This is a genomic window from Bifidobacterium sp. ESL0825 (assembly GCF_052606465.1).
Map to the genome: position 1 here is coordinate 818,719 of NZ_CP199589.1, position 17,274 is coordinate 835,992.

Here is a 17,274-nt window from a genome sequence, read left to right on the forward strand (position 1 = left end):
TACCTCCTGTGATTGCTTGCGAATCAATGCTTGCGAGTCTAGGCGTCACCGTAACCTGTTCGCATGACATGGAACCCCTTCTCACGCAAGGATCGACGGGACAAAGAGGCGGAGGCGGACCAGACGGCCTCCACTGAAGAGGCACGAGGCAAGGGACGCCCCACACCCAAGCGCAAGCAGGCTGAGGCCCGGAACCTGCGCCCGCTGGTCCCCAAGGACCGCAAGGCCTCTCGCAAGGCCGCCAAGGCCCGGATCCGGGCCCGTGAGGATGCCCAGTACGAGGCCATGAGAACCGGCGACCTCGACCACATGCCCAAGTCGGAGCGCCTGCCCTGGCGGATCTACATCCGCGACTATGTGGATGCCCGCTTCAATCTGCTGGAATGGATATTCCCGGCCATCATCCTTATGTTCGTCGCCACCCTGATGGGCATGTTCGTGGGCCCTCAGCACTATGCAACCTTCACCATGGTGGTGACCGTCCTGCTCTATGGCTACCTGATCATTGCCCTGATCGATACCTGGCTGATGTGGCGCAAGCTCAAGCGCCTGCTGATCGACAAGTTCGGCGAGCGCTCGGTGGCCAAAGGTTCGCGTTCGGCCTCCTACGCCTGGCAACGGGCCATGATGGTCCGGCGGTGGCGGGTTCCCAAGCCCAATCAGAGCAAGCGCGGGCACTGGCCCGACTGACAGCGAACCGTCCTGACATACCGAACGATGGACTGGTAGCGCCGCCCGGTGCCCTTTGGGTTCCGGGCGGTTTTTGTACTCACTCCACATTGTGCGAATGCTCTTCATTCTCCCAGCCGGTACGGCTAGCATGGATTCTTATGCAGCAATCGATCAACCAACCCGGCACAGAGTCTCTTGACCCATGGGATGCCGACAGCCGCCAGTATGACACCATCATCATCGGATCGGGCCCAGGCGGGTATGCCACAGCCCTGCGCACGGCAGAGCTGGGCGGACGGGTGGCCCTGGTCGAGCAGGACCCTGTGGTCGGCGGCGTCTGCCTGAACCGCGGATGCATCCCCACCAAGGCCCTGCTGACAGCCACCCAGGTTCTCGAACAGGCTGATCTCGGGGCCGCCATGGGCATCAATATCGGGTCGGCCAGCATCGACTACCAGAAGCTCCAGGATTATCAGGACCGGATGGTGGACGCCATGACCGGCGGCCTGTCCAGCCTGCTGAAGCAGCGTGGCATCACCGTGGTGCACGGCCACGGCACCATCGTCGGCGACGGCCTGGTGGAGGTGACCGCCGATGACGGCAATCAAACCCGGCTGACCACCTGCGATACCATCCTGGCCACTGGGTCTCACGCCAGGCCCTTGGAGGAGCTCCCCTTCGATGATCTGGTCATCGACACGGACCGGGCGCTGACCCTCAAGCCCTTTCCCCGCCGCGCGCTGATTATCGGCTCAGGTGCGGTGGCCCTGGAATTCGCCACTATTTGGAACCAATCCGGCTGCCAGGTGACCCTGATGGTCAGGCATGACCGGGTGCTCTCCCACTGGGGTCGGCGGACCGGCCAGATCATGACCCGGGAGCTGAAACGTCAGGGAATTCAGATCATCACCCATGCCCGCTGCTCAGGCGGACACCGTCTGCCCGCAGATGAAGGCATTCAGATCGACTACCAGCCGGCCGACGACAAGGGCCAGGCGGGAGCGATCGAGACCGATCTGGTTCTGGTGGCCATCGGCAGGGACCCCAATACCAACCCCCAGCATATGAAAGAGCTGGGCATCGACCTGGACGAGCAGGGTCAGGTCCTGACCGACTCCCAGGGGCGCACCAGCCGCGACCGGGTCTGGGCCCTGGGCGACATCACCCCTGGTCACCATCTGGCCCACAGGGCCTTCCAGCAGGGCATCACCCTGGCCGATGCCGCCTCTGGCCTGGATCCTGAACCTGTCAATGAGGCCACCATCCCCCGCGTGGTCTTCTCCTCCCCCCAGGCCGCAGCTGTGGGCTTCAGCCGGCAGGAGGCCGAGGACGATCCATCGCTGAACCAGGTCAAGGAGACCATCTACCCCATGATGGCCAACTCGCGCATGCGCATGAGCGGCCTGCAGGGCACCCTCAGCCTGATCACCGCCTGCCAAGCCACCGATCTGGAGAAGCAGATAGTCGTCGGTCTGGAGATGGTCTCCCCCCAGGCCTCCGAGAATATCGCCGAGGCCCAGCAGCTGGTGGGCAACCAGATCCCCCTGCACCGGGCGGCCGGGCTCATCCATCCCCATCCCACCTTCTCGGAAGCCATTGGAGAGGCCCTGCTCAAGGCTGACGGCAGACCCCTGAACATGCATTAGGCATGCGGTAGACTGGTCAACCAGTGAACGTTTCCGAGTGAGGATGGCATGGCTACAGAGGACACCAAGGGCAAAAAAACAAAAAAGAAGAACAGCACGATCAGTCAGATCGTCAAGATCTACCAATTCACTTACGCAGAGGACAAGGCTCTTCCCTGGCTGCTGGCTGCGGCCATCCTGGTGCCCACACTGATAGCAGTGGTGATCTGCCTGCTGGCTCACTTTGGCTGGCTGTCCTGGATCCTGACCGTGCTTCTGGGCATCATGGTCGGCCTGCTCCTGGCCACCATGACCCTGACCAGGCGCTCCGACAAGGTCGGCTACGCCAAGATGGAGGGTCGTCCAGGCGCTGCCGCCGCCGTGCTGAGCAGCATCTCCAAGGCGGGCTTCTCCTTCCCCCAGGAACCTGTATGGATTGATGCCAAGACCAAGGACGCCGTCTGGAGGGGCACCGGCCGAACCGGGGTCTACCTGATAGCCGAGGGCGACTACAACCGCGTCAACAAGGCCATGAACCGCGAAGAGGAGAAGATCCGCCGCATCACCCGTGGGTCGGCCATCCCCATCTACCGGATCAGCGTGGGCCACGGTCCTGACCAGGTTCCGCTCAACAAGCTCCAGCGCACCGTGATCAAGAAGAAGGTCAAGCTGACCGCCACCGAGCTGGAGACCCTGAACGACCGGCTGGTCACCCTGCAAAAGCGGCAGAGCGCCCTGGGAATGCCCAAGGGCATCGATCCGACCAAGATACATGTCAGCCGCAAGGCCATGCGCGGGCGCTGATGTTTTCAAGGTCCCGGCGTCTCCCTGAGGGAGGCGCCGGGACCTTCGCATGAAACACCCCCGTAACCTCAACGGTGCATTGCCGAAAAAACCGGTCCCCTAGACTGGGTGACCGTTACGGTTTCCACGAAAGGAGCAGTTCAGTGAGAGAACTGAAGTCAAAGGCCGATTGCGAAGCTCTGATCAACCAGGAGGGCGTGGAATATGTCTCAGTCAGGTTCACGGACCTGATCGGGATCCAGCAGCACTTCACCGTGCCCGCCAGCGAATTCCTCAAGGACGCTTTCACGGACGGCATGGCCTTCGACGGCTCCTCCGTCCAAGGCTTCCAAGCCATCAACGAATCGGATATGAAGCTGATTCCCGATCCAGAGACTGCCTACCTGGATCCCTTCCGCCGTCATCGCACGCTGAATGTGGCCTTCTCCATTGTTGACCCGGTGACCGACGAGCCCTACTCGCGCGACCCCCGGCAGATCGCCGCCAAGGCGGAGGCCTACCTGCGCTCCACCGGCATCGCCGACACGGCCTCCTTCGCCCCCGAGGCCGAGTTCTTCATCTTCGACAAGGTCCGCTTCGAGAACAGCATGCAGCGCTCCTTCTACGAGGTCGACTCCATCGAGGCTCCTTGGAACTCGGGCGTCGACGTCGAGGAGGATGGCTCCGACAACATCGGCTTCAAGAACCGGGTCAAGAAGGGCTACTTCCCCGTACCGCCCATCGACCACTACCAGGATCTGCGCGACGACATGGTGGCCAACCTGCAGAAGGTGGGCCTGATTCTGGAGCGCTCCCATCACGAGGTGGGCGGCGCCGGCCAGCAGGAGATCAACTATCGCTTCAATACCCTGCTGCATGCAGGCGACGACCTGATGAAGTACAAGTACGTGGTCCACGAGACCGCCGCCCTGGCCGGCAAGGCTGCCACCTTCATGCCCAAGCCCATCGCCGGGGACAACGGAACCGGCATGCACTGCCATCAGTCCCTCTGGAAGGATGGCAAGCCCCTCTTCTACGACGAGAACGGCTACGGCGGACTCTCCGACATCGCCCGCTGGTATGTGGGCGGCCTGATCGAGCATGCCTCGTCCGTCCTGGCCTTCACCAACCCCTCCACCAACTCCTACAAGCGGCTGGTGCCCGGCTACGAGGCCCCGGTCAACCTGGTCTACTCGGCCAGGAACCGTTCGGCGGCCATCCGCATCCCCCTGGCCGGCACCTCGCCTGCCGCCAAGCGGATCGAGTTCCGCGCCCCCGACCCCTCCTGCAACCCCTTCCTGGCCTTCTCGGCCCAGCTGATGGCAGGACTGGACGGCATCCTCAACCACACCGAGCCTCCGGCCCCCATCGACAAGGACCTCTATGAGCTGCCCCCGGAGGAGCACGCCCAGATCAAGCAGGTGCCCGGCTCCCTGGAGGAGGCTTTGAACGCCTTGGAGGAGGATCACGACTTCCTGAGCGAGGGCGACGTCTTCACCGACGACCTGATCCAGACCTGGCTGGATTTGAAGCGCAGTGAGCTGGACCAGACCCGTCTGGCCCCCACCCCCCTGGAGTATGAGCTCTACTTCCACATCTGACGTCAAGAAAGGGCAAAGCTACTGAGGTAAAGAGCTTTTTACACTACTCAAAGCAGCTCAGCTTACTTATCTGGCTATAAGAAAATCCCACTAAATCCGAAATTGGATATGAGTGGGATTTTCTTAAGTCCACACGATGAACAGATGATTTGAGTAAATTGTCATCACAGTTAAGCAAATATCCTTGAACGCACCTTTTCTCACATCATCTTTTGATGAGTGCTGTTTTTTGTTTTAAATGAACTCCTGCAGGTAAAGCCTCAAATGCACACGAATAAAGCAATCTGCTGCGGATATACATAATGGCTATGTTGTTAGGTTATTGTTTCGAATGCTTGAGATTCTACAGTTGATTAGTAAGATATTGATATTCGCGGATATAGATAAGTTCTGTTACGTGGCGCCTGAATTTTTGGAGTGAAGATAATCAGCTTACTCTAAAATTACCTCGTATTTTAAAGCTCTACATCTGCTCCGCACCAAGCTTGAATCTTTAATATACCGATGTTTATAGCATCGCGACAGCAAATTGCTGAGTCTAAGGAGTTTGTTCATCTGGCCTTACAAGCTAAGTAAAAGTGAGAGGTTTAAATAGCTGCGTAGAGAGGGGTTCTGTGGATTCTCGAGTTAATGTCATAAGTATAGTCGTTCCGACGAAAGCGACTGTTTTGAGAATCGAAGCCGAACCTAACAGTACTTACACGGATAACTTTCCCGGTTTGGTGAATCGATCTTCGACCTGGCTAGGTGCTTTGTCTGTGTCTATTCGCTATCAAGACTCTAATCGCATGCTCAAGAACAGCTATACCAATTCATTTACAGCGTCTTTTTGCCAGACGTAGGGGAGGTCTGGTCTAATGACAATGACGAGATGCGGAGGAAGAAGGCGAGCATGGGCGGCAACGAAGGTCAAGATGTTACTGTCAGAAATTGCAAACGTTTAGGATTTCCGGATAAGGTGTTTTTGACATAGTGCCCGCATCAATTACGCCGTCCAATGTGAAAGTACTATCTATTCGTCGATAAGACAATCACACATTGTAAATATCAAAAGTTTGGTCGCCATGCAATCAGCTCTCATAATACGCGTTTCGGGCAACATTGGAGTAACTGCCAAACAATAGCTCGTTATATGTTCAGAATAAATGCGGTACTTATGGAATAATCGAATCCTGCCCGTTGGCATGTGAAACAACGATTTAAGATGAGCTATTTACAAAACGAAATATATCTTTCATAATGTAGACCACTGCCTATATAGTTAAAATATGACTGATTCCCTTCTTACATCTGCTCAAGTTGCTGATTTACTCGGTACATCCACAGCGACCGTATCACGTTGGCTAAGAAACGGGGAATTGCCATCTCTGCAATGTGGTGCTCGACACGTATTCGAGCCTCGGGTCATAAAAGAATGGATGCGCAAACAGAATCTTGCTCCAGCACCAGTTGATCACCCAGTCACAGAAATGTCAGATGGGCCAATCGCATTGTCATTCTTCACTGGCGCAGGCGGACTTGATCTAGGCATGGAACACGTCGGATTATCTGCTCGACTTCTTTGTGAGAATATGCGTGAAGCTCGAATGAGTATTGGCGTTAACTGGCCAAACAAAGCATTAGTTGGTGACATCACATTGTTAAATGGTACCAATGTGCGGCAGATGGCAAGATTGAAACCCGATACTGACATTGATGTTATGTTCGGTGGGCCACCTTGCCAAGCTTTCTCCACAGCGGGAGCACGGCGCGCGTTCGATGACCCACGAGGCAACTGCTATCTAGCTTTTATTGACTTGGCTGCACAATTGCGTCCACGTTATCTGGTAATCGAGAATGTACGCGGTCTATTGTCCACCGCATACCCGCTCGTACCGGCAGGAAAACCCGTCCACGGTGGCGCGTTGAAGATTATTCTCAATAAACTAGATACGATGGGTTATGGTGTGAGCTTCAACCTGTACGACGCTGCTAATTTTGGTGCATTCCAACATCGCGAGCGCGTTGTACTTATCGCTAAACGCGACGGAACCAAGTGCCGCTATCTGACACCGACGAATAGCAACGAACCAAAATGGGGACTGCCCAAATGGCACACATTCAGACAAGCAGTTGTTGATATTGAAGATGAAGTTCAACACTACACTCCTCTACGCGAAGACCGTCTAGAGTGGCTACGCATGGTACCCGAAGGTAGATGCTGGACTAGCCTACCGAAAAACATCCAGGAAAAAGCCATGGGCAAAGCTTACCGCCTTAGCGGCGGCAAGACAGGCTTCCATCGCCGAATTGCTTGGGATAAGCCATGCCCCACATTAGTAACAACACCGACTATGCCAGCCACATTGCTCGGTCATCCAACTGCAGATCGCGTATTAAGCATAGAAGAATACAAAGCTGTCCAAGGATTCCCTGCGGACTGGTTCATCGCTGGACGCGTTTCTGACGTATACCGTCAAATCGGCAATGCCGTACCCGTCCAGCTGGGCGAGGCTATCGGGCGTACCATCCTTGCTGATATGACCGGTGAACCGATCAATAATCACTTCAAATCATTTCCATATAGCCGGTACAGAAACACATCAGACAAGACTTGGAAAGTTAGTGCCAAGTAGTTTTGACTAGTTCATATATAGAGTCGATGTCATCATTTAATTTTAGATCCTTCAACTTTTCTTGCAGTTCCTGATGCACTCTTGACAGTGCATCAGATCGAGCTTTGGCTACTTGCCCGCCATCTAACTTAACAAGGGGTTGAACTAATTCAATTGGGTCATCAACATCAGCAACCCATTGCCACATTGCACGTCCAGATATATATCTGTAATGAAAACCTTCAAGCATTGAATAGGGTTGTTTTGCTACCGAATCACAGTGGAATACACGGGATTCATCTATCGTTTTTGTTGAGCGGCTAATAAGCAGCGCCGCGCCGATGCGTTGATTAGTTACAGTACGATGCGCCGAAGATTGATCGTTGTCTACATCGAATTTAAGTTCTTGGAGTACAGCTGCTAGCGACCCAAAATTCGTTGTATTTGTCTGGCTCTTGATTTCACAGTAGTATTTCACTCCTCCACGCACGACTGTCATATCGCCAGTGTCAGCACTGTTACTGAGGAGGATTGCGAGCTCCTGTCTAGTATTGCCCATAATCGTTTCTTCACTGGAACTCTCAGCCGCCTTAAATGCCTCATCCACAAATGCCGAAGCTGTGGTGACTCCGCGCGCAGCGAACAGAAGTACATCCTTTCCCAACAGCTGATTCAGTTTCATCTTTCGGTATGCCTCAAGCCTCTTTGCCTGATACTTAGAGATAGTGTCCCGTGCTATTTGCTTTTTTTCGTCATTTGTTACAATCATGCTACTTAATGATAGCTGAGTTTTCTTAAAATTGAAAAACGGCATGTTGTAGATAATATTGGTTGGATTGAGTAATTAGGAACTTGGCCGGATGAAAATCTGATTGATGTATTTTATCCTTTTTTTATATCAAAATTAATTGAATGCTCGCCACGTACAAAAGGTAACTTTTCATAGCCGGTAGCAAGAAGCTAAACATACCAAATAAGATAGTTACGAATGGGAGAATTGAAAGGCCATTAATCCGTTACTATTAATATAATACTTTTTTCAGGCGAAGTTGGCACATCAGTTACTATCAATATTTCTATGCTTATGAAGTATTTCAGGCTTAAACCACACATCCAGAAGGTTGCAAATCCCGCACTCTTAATTTGATTCTGGACCATGAAGCGAAAACCAAAACCAGTAGCGACAGAAGAGAATAAGTTTTGTGTCTCCACACCAAGCCAGCATGCTGCCTTCAGTTAATCTGACTATCCGCAGTCATGTTTCTTCCTCCCATACCATTCATACCTGGTGTCATATAGTCGCTTAGCTGTGTTGAGATAGAGCTTGGAAAGAAAGTCCATTTTTGCAGTAAGAAGGAGATATTGCCATGCGCTGGCTGCGTGAGTTCATGGAGTTGCCCGTATATCTGCGAGCCATGCTCATCGTGGACCTTATGTGCAACTTCGGCATCGGCCTGGTCATGCCCATCGAGCTGCTCTTCGCCACCCACTCCTTGGGCGCCACCATGAGCGAGGCCGCCCTCCTGGTGACCATCAGCTCCGTGGGGTCCCTGATCTCCAACCCCATCATCGGCTGGGTCTCGGACCGTCGCTCCTCCTGGCTGGCCATGCACACGGCCATGATCTTCTCGGTCATCGGCCCCCTGATCTTCACCATGGCCCACGACTACCGGGCAGCAGTCGCAGGTGCCTTCGTCTCGGGCCTGGGGATGGGCATGCAGACCTCCTGGGCCAGCATCCTGACACAGATCTCCACCCGGGAGCAGCACCGGATCGTCTACGGCATCAACCAGGCCGAGCTCAACCTGGGCATCGGCCTAGGAGCTGCCGTGGGCGGACTGCTGGCCGCAGGCGGTCAGGACTTCCTCTACCGCATTGGCTTCGGCGGCAGGGCCCTGGGATTCGCCCTGCTCAGCCTGTCCCTGCTGGTCATCGAACGACACTGGCAGCTGCGACGGTTGACGGCTGAGCTCAAGGCCCAGGCAGAGCGAGAGATCGTCCAGGAATCCACAGGGGCAACCCATGCCCTAAAGGCCAGCCAGGCAGAGGGCGCAGAAAGCATGACCGTCAACGGCACCTTCGGCGGACGCACCAGCTCCCTGACCAGGGTGCTGGCCTCAATGGCCCTGCTGACCATGGGAACCTTCTTCATGGACCTGTTCGGCTACTCCCAGTTCGACGCCGGCCTGGTCACCACCCTGATCTCCGATCCGCACATTCCCCGCTGGTCCCTGTCAGTGGTGGACGTGGTCAACACCTTCTCGGTGGTGATCATGAACATCGTGCTGCTGCCCCGGCTCAAGGACGCCAACCATGTGCGCCTGCTGCGCACCGTGCCGGTCTTCTGGGCTGCGGCCTGGGTGATCATCGTCCTGGGCCTGCGCCTGGATTCCACCCCCGGCGCCCTGAGCGTGGCCTCCCTGGGCATCACCATCTTCGGGCTGGGCGAGGTCATGATGGGCATCTCCCAGCCGGTTGTGGCCGCCGAACTGGCCGGGCCATCCTTCAGCGGACGCATGTTCAGCCTGCTCAATACGGCCGCCTCCCTGGGCTACATCGTGGGACCCATGTTCGCCTCCTACATCCTGGCCGGACATGAGGTCATTCCCTTCCTGGCCATGTGCGCCATCGGCCTGGTGGTGCTGGCTGTCCCCTGGTTCCTGGCCATCCCCTCGCGGCAGATCACCAGCCGGAAGAGCCCGGCCGCCGTCTAATCCCGGACAGGCATGGCGCCTGACTGACAGCTTTGTCTTAGAGTCAGCCTTCGTCGGCTGCCCGATGGGCATCGCCAGGCTCCGAACCCGCCATCAGGGTCTTGGCCAGGTCCACAAACCGTTTGGTCAACGGCGAATCATCCAGGGAGCCATCAGGCCTGAGCACTGCCGGACGGCCGGACTCCCCCGACTCGCGCAGGTCGGTCTGCAGGGGCAGCTGCTCCAGCAGGGGCACCTGATACCCCAGGTCACGGGTCAGCTGGTCGGCCACCCGCTGGCCGCCGCCCTGACCGAAGATGCGCAGCCGCTCGCCATTGTGCTCGTACCAGGACATGTTTTCGATCACACCCTGGACCTTGGTGGGCAGTTGGAGGGCCACCAGCCCTGAACGCACGGCCACCTGCGAGGCCGAGGGCTGGGGGGTGGTGACCACAATCAGCCGGCTATTGGGCAGGGCCTGGGCCACTGACAGGGCCATGTCCCCGGTGCCAGGAGCCAGATCCAGCAGCAGCACATCGGGATCGCCCCACCAGACATCAGAGAGGAACTGTTCCAGCGAGCGCTGCAGGCGAGGACCCCTCCAGAGGATGGCCCGGTCCGACCCGGCGAACATGCCGATGGAGATCAGCTTGACCCCCCAGGCGGTCACCGGCATCAGCATGCCGTGCAAGTTGGTAGGCCGGCTGTGTACGCCGAAGAGCCCAGGCAGGGAGAATCCGTAGATGTCCGCGTCAATGGCGGCCGTGTCATAGCCCAGGGCAGCCAGCGTGGCCGCAAGGTTGACGGTCACCGAGGATTTGCCCACGCCCCCCTTGCCCGAGGCGATGGCGAAGATGCGGGTGCCTACGCCAGGCTTGGAGAAAGGGTTGCTGCGCCGGGCGGCCTTGAGGTCGGCCACCAGGTTGTCCAGCTTCTCCCGGCTCATGGAGGAGACATCGATATGCGGACGCAGCCGGGCTCGCGGGTAGGAGGTCACGGTCCCGTTGATCTGGTTGGTGATGGTGGTCGACAGCGGGCATCCCTTGATGGTCAGCTCCACCCGCACGGTCACCTCGTAGTCGGCCTGGGCATCCCTGGCCGGCTCGACAATGATGTCAGTGATCATGCCCAGATCGGTGATGGATCGACCCAGCTCCGGATCGATGACCCGGCTGAGCCGCTCATAGACCTCCCCCTTGATTCTTCGAGGCAGCTCCTCCAGATTCCGGGTCCCTTCCTTGCGATGCTCTACTTGTTCCATGCCGTCACCATATCGCGCCCAGCCATCGGCTGCCAGGGCGCGGCTGGTCGGATATTGCGAATGTCACAATCAGCCCTGGGCCGGGCTTGGGTCGCCGGTGTCAAGCAGACGGTGGAAAGCCGCCTCGTCCAGGATGGGCAGGCCCAGACTCTCAGCCTTGTCGGCCTTGGAGCCCGGGTTGGCACCGACCACCACATAGGTGGTCTTCTTGCTGACGGACCCGGAAGCCTTGCCGCCGCGCTCCACGATGGCCTCCTTGGCTGAGTCCCTGGAGAAGTCCTCCAAGCTGCCGGTGACCACCACGGTCATGCCTTTCAGGGTCTGCGGCTTGGTGCTGCGTTCGACGTGAGCGCCCACTCCTGCGGCCTGCCAGGCATCCAGGATGCGACCGCGCCAGTCGCCGGGCTGTCGGGCGCCCTGGAACCAGTCGTGGATGGAGTGCGCGATCTCGGGGCCCACCCCGTCCAGCTCGGACAGGTCCTCCACGCTGGCCTCCTCCACGGCCTTGAGCGAGGGGAATCGGGTGGCGATGGCCCGGGCCGAGGTCGGTCCCAGGTGCCGGATGGACAGGGCCACCAGGACCCTCCACAGGTCGGCATGCTTGGCCTTGTCGATCTCTTCAAGCATCTGCAGGGTATTCCTGGAGGGTTGGGCGTCGGCACTGTCCAGTGCGGCCTCCTGGACCTGGGTCTCATGACTGTTCATGGCCCGCTCGCCCTGGTTATAGAAGGCCGGCACCCGGTACCAGAGGCCGCTGCCGCCAGTCCTGCGCTTGGTTGCGGCGCGCCCCTGCCGGCCTTCGACCTCCACCTGCTCCATCAGAGGAACCTCACGCCAGACATAGACCTGACGCAGATCCTCCACCTTCAGATCGAAGAGGCCTGCCTCGCTGGTCAGGACCGGATCCTGACGTGGCGGAAGCTTCAGGTCCGGGTCCGGCTGGTAGGGGGCTGCCTGGCCGCCCTGGTCGACCAGGACCTCACGCAGGCCGGGGGCGTAGACCTCAACGGAATCAGGCCGGTTCTCATCGGGGTTGGTCAGTGCTATGGCGCTCTGCTCCCCCAGATGCTCGATGTCCAGGGCCTTTCGCGAGGCCATATGGATGATCCGCTCGGTCAGCTGGGCCGGGCAGGACTCCACGTTGGGGCAGCGGATGTCCACATCGCCCTCCTTGGCCGGAGCCAGACGGGCGCCACAGCTGGGGCAGGTCTCGGGCATGACGAAGGGTCTCAGGTCCTTCTCGCGCCCCTTCCTGGCCTCGACGACCGGTCCGACCAGCTCGGGGATCACATCGCCCGCCTTGCGGACCACGACCGTGTCCCCGATCAGAATGCCCTTGCGCTTGACCTCAGAGGCGTTGTGGAGGGTGGTCCTGGAGACCGTGGACCCGGCCACGGTGACCGGGGTGAGCACAGCCACCGGGGTGATTCGCCCGGTCCGGCCCACCTGGACAGTGATGTCCAGAAGCCGGGTATTGACCTCCTCCGGCGGATACTTGTATGCCACGGCCCAGCGGGGGGCACGTGAGGTGGCACCCAGCCTGCGCTGGAGATCCCGGTCCTGAAGCTTGACGACGATGCCGTCCAGGGCATGCTCGATGTCGTTGCGGTGCTGGCCATAATAGTCGATCATGTCCAGGATCTGGTCGAAGGAGGCGACGACCCGGTTGTGGGGAGAGACCGGAATCCCCCACTGCTTGTAGAGGTCGTAGGCCTGGGACTGGTCGATGACCTCGTCGTGGGTCCCCTTGGGATGGGCCGGGCCCCACCTCAGGGAGCCCAGGCCATGGGCGTAGAAGCTCAGACGACGGCTGGCTGTAATGCGCGGGTCCTTCTGCCGAAGAGACCCGGCGGCGGCGTTGCGAGGGTTGGCAAAGGGCGCCTTGCCCTCCTTCTCCTGCTGCTCATTGAGAGCGTTGAAGTCGTCGAACCGCATGAAGACCTCGCCGCGGACCTCCACGAACTCAGGGATGTCGCGGGCCGGGCCGGACAGGTTCTGCGGAATGCTTGGGATGGTCCGGACGTTCAGGGTGATATCCTCTCCGGTCACCCCGTCCCCCCTGGTCAGCCCCTGCTCCAGCACCCCGTTGCGGTAGAGAAGGTTGAGGGCCAGGCCGTCGATCTTGACCTCGCTGGTCATGGGCAGGGCCTTGTCCTCTGGCCAGTCAAGCTCGCTGCGAAGCCCCTCATACCACTGGCGCAGCTCGGCGACGCTGAAGACATCATCCAGGCTGAGCATCTGGGAGGGGTGGCGGACGGAGGCAAAGTCGTTGGAGAAGGTCCCTCCGACCCGGTGCGTCGGCGATTGTGGGGTGTCCAGGCTGGGGAAGCGGGACTCCAGCTCCTGCAGGCAGCGCATCCTGGCATCGTAGGCCGCGTCGGAGGAGACCGGAGCATCGTCTATGTAATAGGCGACCTGGTCGGACTCCACCCAGGCGGCCAGCCTGGACCAGAGACGCTGGGCCTGTTGGGCTCCCAGGGAGTCAAGATCCAGCTCCCCCAGCCGCATGGCATCAGCATCGTCGGGCTGCAGGGATGCTATCCATCGGTCGGTGCCCGGCCTGGGCCTGGACTCGGCATCCCCACCCGCGTCACTGGTTTGCTGAATATCTTGCTGAGCTGTTTTGTCATGCATTGAGCGACCTCATGAACTGTGCCTGTACCACATCAACACCTTCATTATCGTCGTCGTTCATCCTGGCGGCCGCCATTGACAGAGTTCGGGCCGGGACGAACAGCCCGCCGTCCACACAGATGCGCGCGGCCTGGCGCACTATGGAGGCCACCTCGGTGTGAGGCCAGACCGGCAGGCCATGTTCAGCCAGCACCTGGCGGGCCTGTCTGTGGTTTTCGGGCAGGACCACGCACTGGGAGCGGGCCCTGGCCTGCAGCTCGGCCAGCTCGCTCTTGAGGGCTGGTATCCGGTCAGGACTGATGTGCTCGCACATCAGATAGGCCGCTGCAGCCACGTCGAACTCGTCGCGCATCCATGAGGCATAGGCCAGACGGTAGTAGGCGAAGGAGGCATCGTCGCGGTCCAGAGCCACCCTCAGAGCATTGAGTGTGGCAGCCCGGGCCGAATCCCAGTCCTCCCGATTGGCCAGCATGACCGCCAGCTTCAGGTGGGAGAGCGGGTAGGCGGGCGCATAGGCCACCATGGCGTTCAGGTGTTTGAGGGCCGCCTGATCCTCCTTGAGCTGGGCCAGCAGATCGGCTATCTCCAGGTGGGCATAGAAGAGGTTGTCAGGAATGAGCAGGGTCCGCTCCCCCGGTGTGGCGAAGAGGCGGTTATAGACCACCCGCTCGGCGTAGGAGTTGAAGTAGCGGGGCACCTGGCCCTCGGTCGCAAAGACGGCATCCATATGGGCGATGGCATCCTGCTCAACCTGTATGCCCTGGGCTGCGCCGCCGGAGAAGAGCAGATCGCGGGCTTTGACGCGCTCCTTGTCCAACTGGGATGACAGGGAGAAGTCGAAGTCGGGAACAGGGGTGCCGTCGATCATGGCGCTGGCAACCTGAGGCGCCAGCTGCTCCAGCTCCGGGTCGCCGATGCTTTCGATGATGCCCGTGGCCGCCTGGGCCTTGGCTGCCGAAGTCATGGCCCGGTCAGAAGCCAGCTGATGGAAGCCGCCCACAGCCCTCTGCAGCAGGTCGGCCCGCTGGATGGACAGATCCACAGCCTGATGCGCGCCCAGCGCCTGGGCAGACTTGTCGGCAAAGGCCACCTCGGAGAACTCGGGCTCCTCCTGGCTGCCATGGGGGCTGAAGCGATCATCGCGCATGTCGAAGACAGCCTCGGTGGGCTTGAGCCCGCCCTGGGAATCCAGCTGCATGGCCGCGTCGAAGAAGCGGTAGACGGCACGTGGATCCTTCAGACCCTGTGAACGGATGCGGGAGAGGAAGAGTTCCCTGCTGAAGACCACCGAAACCAAGGTGCGTATGGTCGGATTGCTCTGCAGAGCGCTGAGCGGGTTCTGCGATGCGTCGTCGTCGCTCTGATCTGCGGAGGCATCATCATTGGAGACATCCTCCTTCGATGCATCCCCATTGGCTGACGACGGCGCTGCAAAGGCTGCAGAGTCAAGGTCCACGCCCTGCATGAGATCCTTGAACTCATGATCTACGGATTCCTTTTCGCCCTGATCCTCGGCCTTGTCTTCCTCTTCATCCTGTTGTTGCTCAGGAGCCATCCGGGAGGCGATGGGCTTGGTGGGATCGCCGTGTACGTCGCCATCCTTGGGATCAGCCTTGGACCCAGTGGGGGCCACCTCACCCGAACGCATGCGTTCAAAGGCCTCCAAAGCCTGTCCCATCATGGTCCTGATGGCCGAGTTCTGCTGGTCGACAGCCTCTTCCAGACCGATGGAGTCGATCTGCAGGCTGACCTCGCGCACAGCTGGATCCGCTCCGAAGGCCAGGGCGGCCATCATCAGCCCGACGCGCAAATTGTAGTCAGCGCTCATGGCGGAACGTTCGCCCTCGTCCAGGTCCCGCCAGGCCCGTGACTTGTCCTCGTAGCGGCTGGAGGGCATCATGGTGCGCCCTGCCGCAGTGAAGGCCAGAGCAACCTGCCCCTGGGCCAGATTGGACCTGAACTCCACATCAAAGCGGAAGGGCAGCCGCAGGGATCGCATGAGCATGGCCAGCGTCTGCCGGTAGACCCACTCGGATTGCACGGGCTCCTGACCCTGGCCGTCCGCCCGCACCGGCAGCGCCTGGGGAGCCTGTTGACGCACCATGACAGCGGTGGCTGCGGCCTTGTCGACCATGGCGTTGATGGCGGTCCGCCCGTCGTCCTCCAGCGGGTCGAAGCGAATCGGATAGTCACCCGGGCGCAGCAGGGCGACAATGGCAGGATCGTCCAAGAGGGCCTGGTCCAGCCGGGTAGCCTGGACGCGGTTGATCGAGTCCTCGGTGGGCAGCGTCCCCAGGCGAGCATTGCGCTCCAGCCAGGCGCTGACAGCGGCAAACCTGTTCAGATTGCCTTCGATGCGCAAGGCCGCCAAGGCGGCAGTGAACTCCAGTCCGTTATCCCAGCTCAGGAAGTAGGCGCCGGAGTAGGAGGAAGCATACAGATGCAGGGGCTCCGCCCCGTGAACGGCCTCCAAACCCGAGACGGGCGACAGGGCCCCGGCCTCACGCATCAGGTCGGCGAACAGATCCTCCAGCCCGGAGACCCGCTGCCCATGGGAGCGTGCCTGGATCATGTCGCCCACGCTGCGTCGGATGGCTCCCATCGGTGCCTCCCGGTTGAGCCGGTGGAAGATGTTGCCCGAGCCGAACCCGGTGAAGGTCCCCTGGATGCGCGGCAGCAGGTAGGCGGCGAAGAAGGCGATGGCCACAGCATCCCGATACTCCAGGTCCAGACGCATCTCCGGAGGCAGCAGGGGACGCAGCTGCTCCAGGCAATAGCGGCCATTGGACCGCAGCCAGGAGGCCAACCAGCGCAGGTGGCCGGCATCGTCACGACCTACTACAGCACCTTGCAGGGCGCGGACCGGCCCCGAACCCTGTTCTGGATCAAGGCCCAGCCGACGACCGTCGGCCAAGGTCACCTCCTCCTCCCGGCCCAGCAGGAAGGCAGGCTCCATGTTCTGCAGATCCATCCGGCTCTGCTCGCCGATGAAAACCCGGCCATGGTCGTCAGCCAGAGCGATCTGGGCAAAGTGACGGCGATCGGTGAAGATCCCCAATGCGAAGCCCCGGCCTGGGGCATCGGGCCACTGGACCCAGCCCAGCGTCAGCCCCTCGGGCACGCCCTGCAGGCGGGGAAAAAGCCGGCGCTTGACAGCAATACCTAAAATACGGCTGTGAGAGGCCAGGAATTCGTGCATCTGCCGATCATCCGGATGGCCTCCCGTCCGGTTGATCAGATCGACCATGTCGGCCACCGAAGAATCCAGGGGACGATCCCCACGACCCCCTGTGGTCGGCCGAGAGGAGCCCACCAATCCCTCCAGTGCGGAAAGAATGGAACGGCCAAGGCCGGACAGATCCCCGAACCCCCGGGACTTCTTCGCGTTCTTGGACATACCTTCGATTGTCC

Annotated in this window: 10 protein-coding genes; 6 read left to right on the plus strand and 4 right to left on the minus strand. The window is 59.5% G+C overall.

Annotation, left to right across the window (positions count from 1 at the left end):
* Positions 1-63: 63 nt before the first annotated feature.
* The 5 genes from ACUIAG_RS03525 (at position 64) to ACUIAG_RS03545 (ending at position 7,296) form a co-directional block, all read left to right on the plus strand.
* Positions 64-690 (plus strand): DUF3043 domain-containing protein, encoded by a 627-nt coding sequence (locus ACUIAG_RS03525; protein WP_045924617.1) that lies wholly within the window; start codon positions 64-66, stop codon positions 688-690.
* Between the two features lie 140 nt (positions 691-830).
* A complete protein-coding gene (locus tag ACUIAG_RS03530) occupies positions 831-2,318 on the plus strand; it encodes a dihydrolipoyl dehydrogenase family protein (protein WP_445340199.1) in 1,488 nt (495 codons plus the stop codon).
* Positions 2,319-2,366: 48 nt separating this feature from the next.
* A complete protein-coding gene (locus ACUIAG_RS03535) occupies positions 2,367-3,101 on the plus strand; it encodes a DUF4191 domain-containing protein (RefSeq protein ID WP_313837977.1) in 735 nt (244 codons plus the stop codon).
* 143 nt (positions 3,102-3,244) lie between these two features.
* On the plus strand, positions 3,245-4,681 hold the full coding sequence (gene glnA, locus ACUIAG_RS03540) for a type I glutamate--ammonia ligase (protein ID WP_445340200.1): 1,437 nt from the start codon (positions 3,245-3,247) through the stop codon (positions 4,679-4,681).
* A 1,268-nt stretch (positions 4,682-5,949) separates the two neighbouring features.
* Positions 5,950-7,296: a DNA cytosine methyltransferase gene (locus tag ACUIAG_RS03545; RefSeq protein WP_445340201.1), complete on the plus strand. Its 1,347-nt coding sequence runs from the start codon at positions 5,950-5,952 to the stop codon at positions 7,294-7,296.
* Here ACUIAG_RS03545 and ACUIAG_RS03550 read toward each other — a convergent pair.
* Positions 7,283-8,089, minus strand: a complete 807-nt coding sequence (locus tag ACUIAG_RS03550) for a PmeII family type II restriction endonuclease (RefSeq protein ID WP_445340202.1) — start codon at positions 8,087-8,089, stop codon at positions 7,283-7,285. The two genes, ACUIAG_RS03545 and ACUIAG_RS03550, sit on opposite strands and share 14 nt — an antisense overlap.
* 553 nt (positions 8,090-8,642) lie before the next feature.
* Between ACUIAG_RS03550 and ACUIAG_RS03555 the strand changes: the two genes are divergently transcribed.
* The gene (locus ACUIAG_RS03555) at positions 8,643-9,989 is read left to right on the plus strand and encodes an MFS transporter (RefSeq protein WP_445340203.1); all 1,347 of its coding nucleotides are present in this window, start codon (positions 8,643-8,645) and stop codon (positions 9,987-9,989) included.
* A 43-nt stretch (positions 9,990-10,032) separates the two neighbouring features.
* Here ACUIAG_RS03555 and ACUIAG_RS03560 read toward each other — a convergent pair whose 3' ends face one another.
* The 3 genes from ACUIAG_RS03560 to ACUIAG_RS03570 all read right to left on the minus strand — a co-directional run bounded on the left by ACUIAG_RS03560 (position 10,033) and on the right by ACUIAG_RS03570 (position 17,260).
* The gene (locus tag ACUIAG_RS03560; RefSeq protein ID WP_101432566.1) at positions 10,033-11,229 is read right to left on the minus strand and encodes an Mrp/NBP35 family ATP-binding protein; all 1,197 of its coding nucleotides are present in this window, start codon (positions 11,227-11,229) and stop codon (positions 10,033-10,035) included.
* A 69-nt stretch (positions 11,230-11,298) separates the two neighbouring features.
* Positions 11,299-13,863: an NAD-dependent DNA ligase LigA gene (ligA, locus tag ACUIAG_RS03565; protein ID WP_445340204.1), complete on the minus strand. Its 2,565-nt coding sequence runs from the start codon at positions 13,861-13,863 to the stop codon at positions 11,299-11,301.
* Positions 13,856-17,260, minus strand: coding sequence for a tetratricopeptide repeat protein (locus ACUIAG_RS03570; RefSeq protein ID WP_445340205.1), 3,405 nt, complete (start codon positions 17,258-17,260; stop codon positions 13,856-13,858). The genes ligA and ACUIAG_RS03570 overlap by 8 nt, the downstream gene beginning before the upstream one ends.
* Positions 17,261-17,274 lie beyond the last annotated feature (14 nt).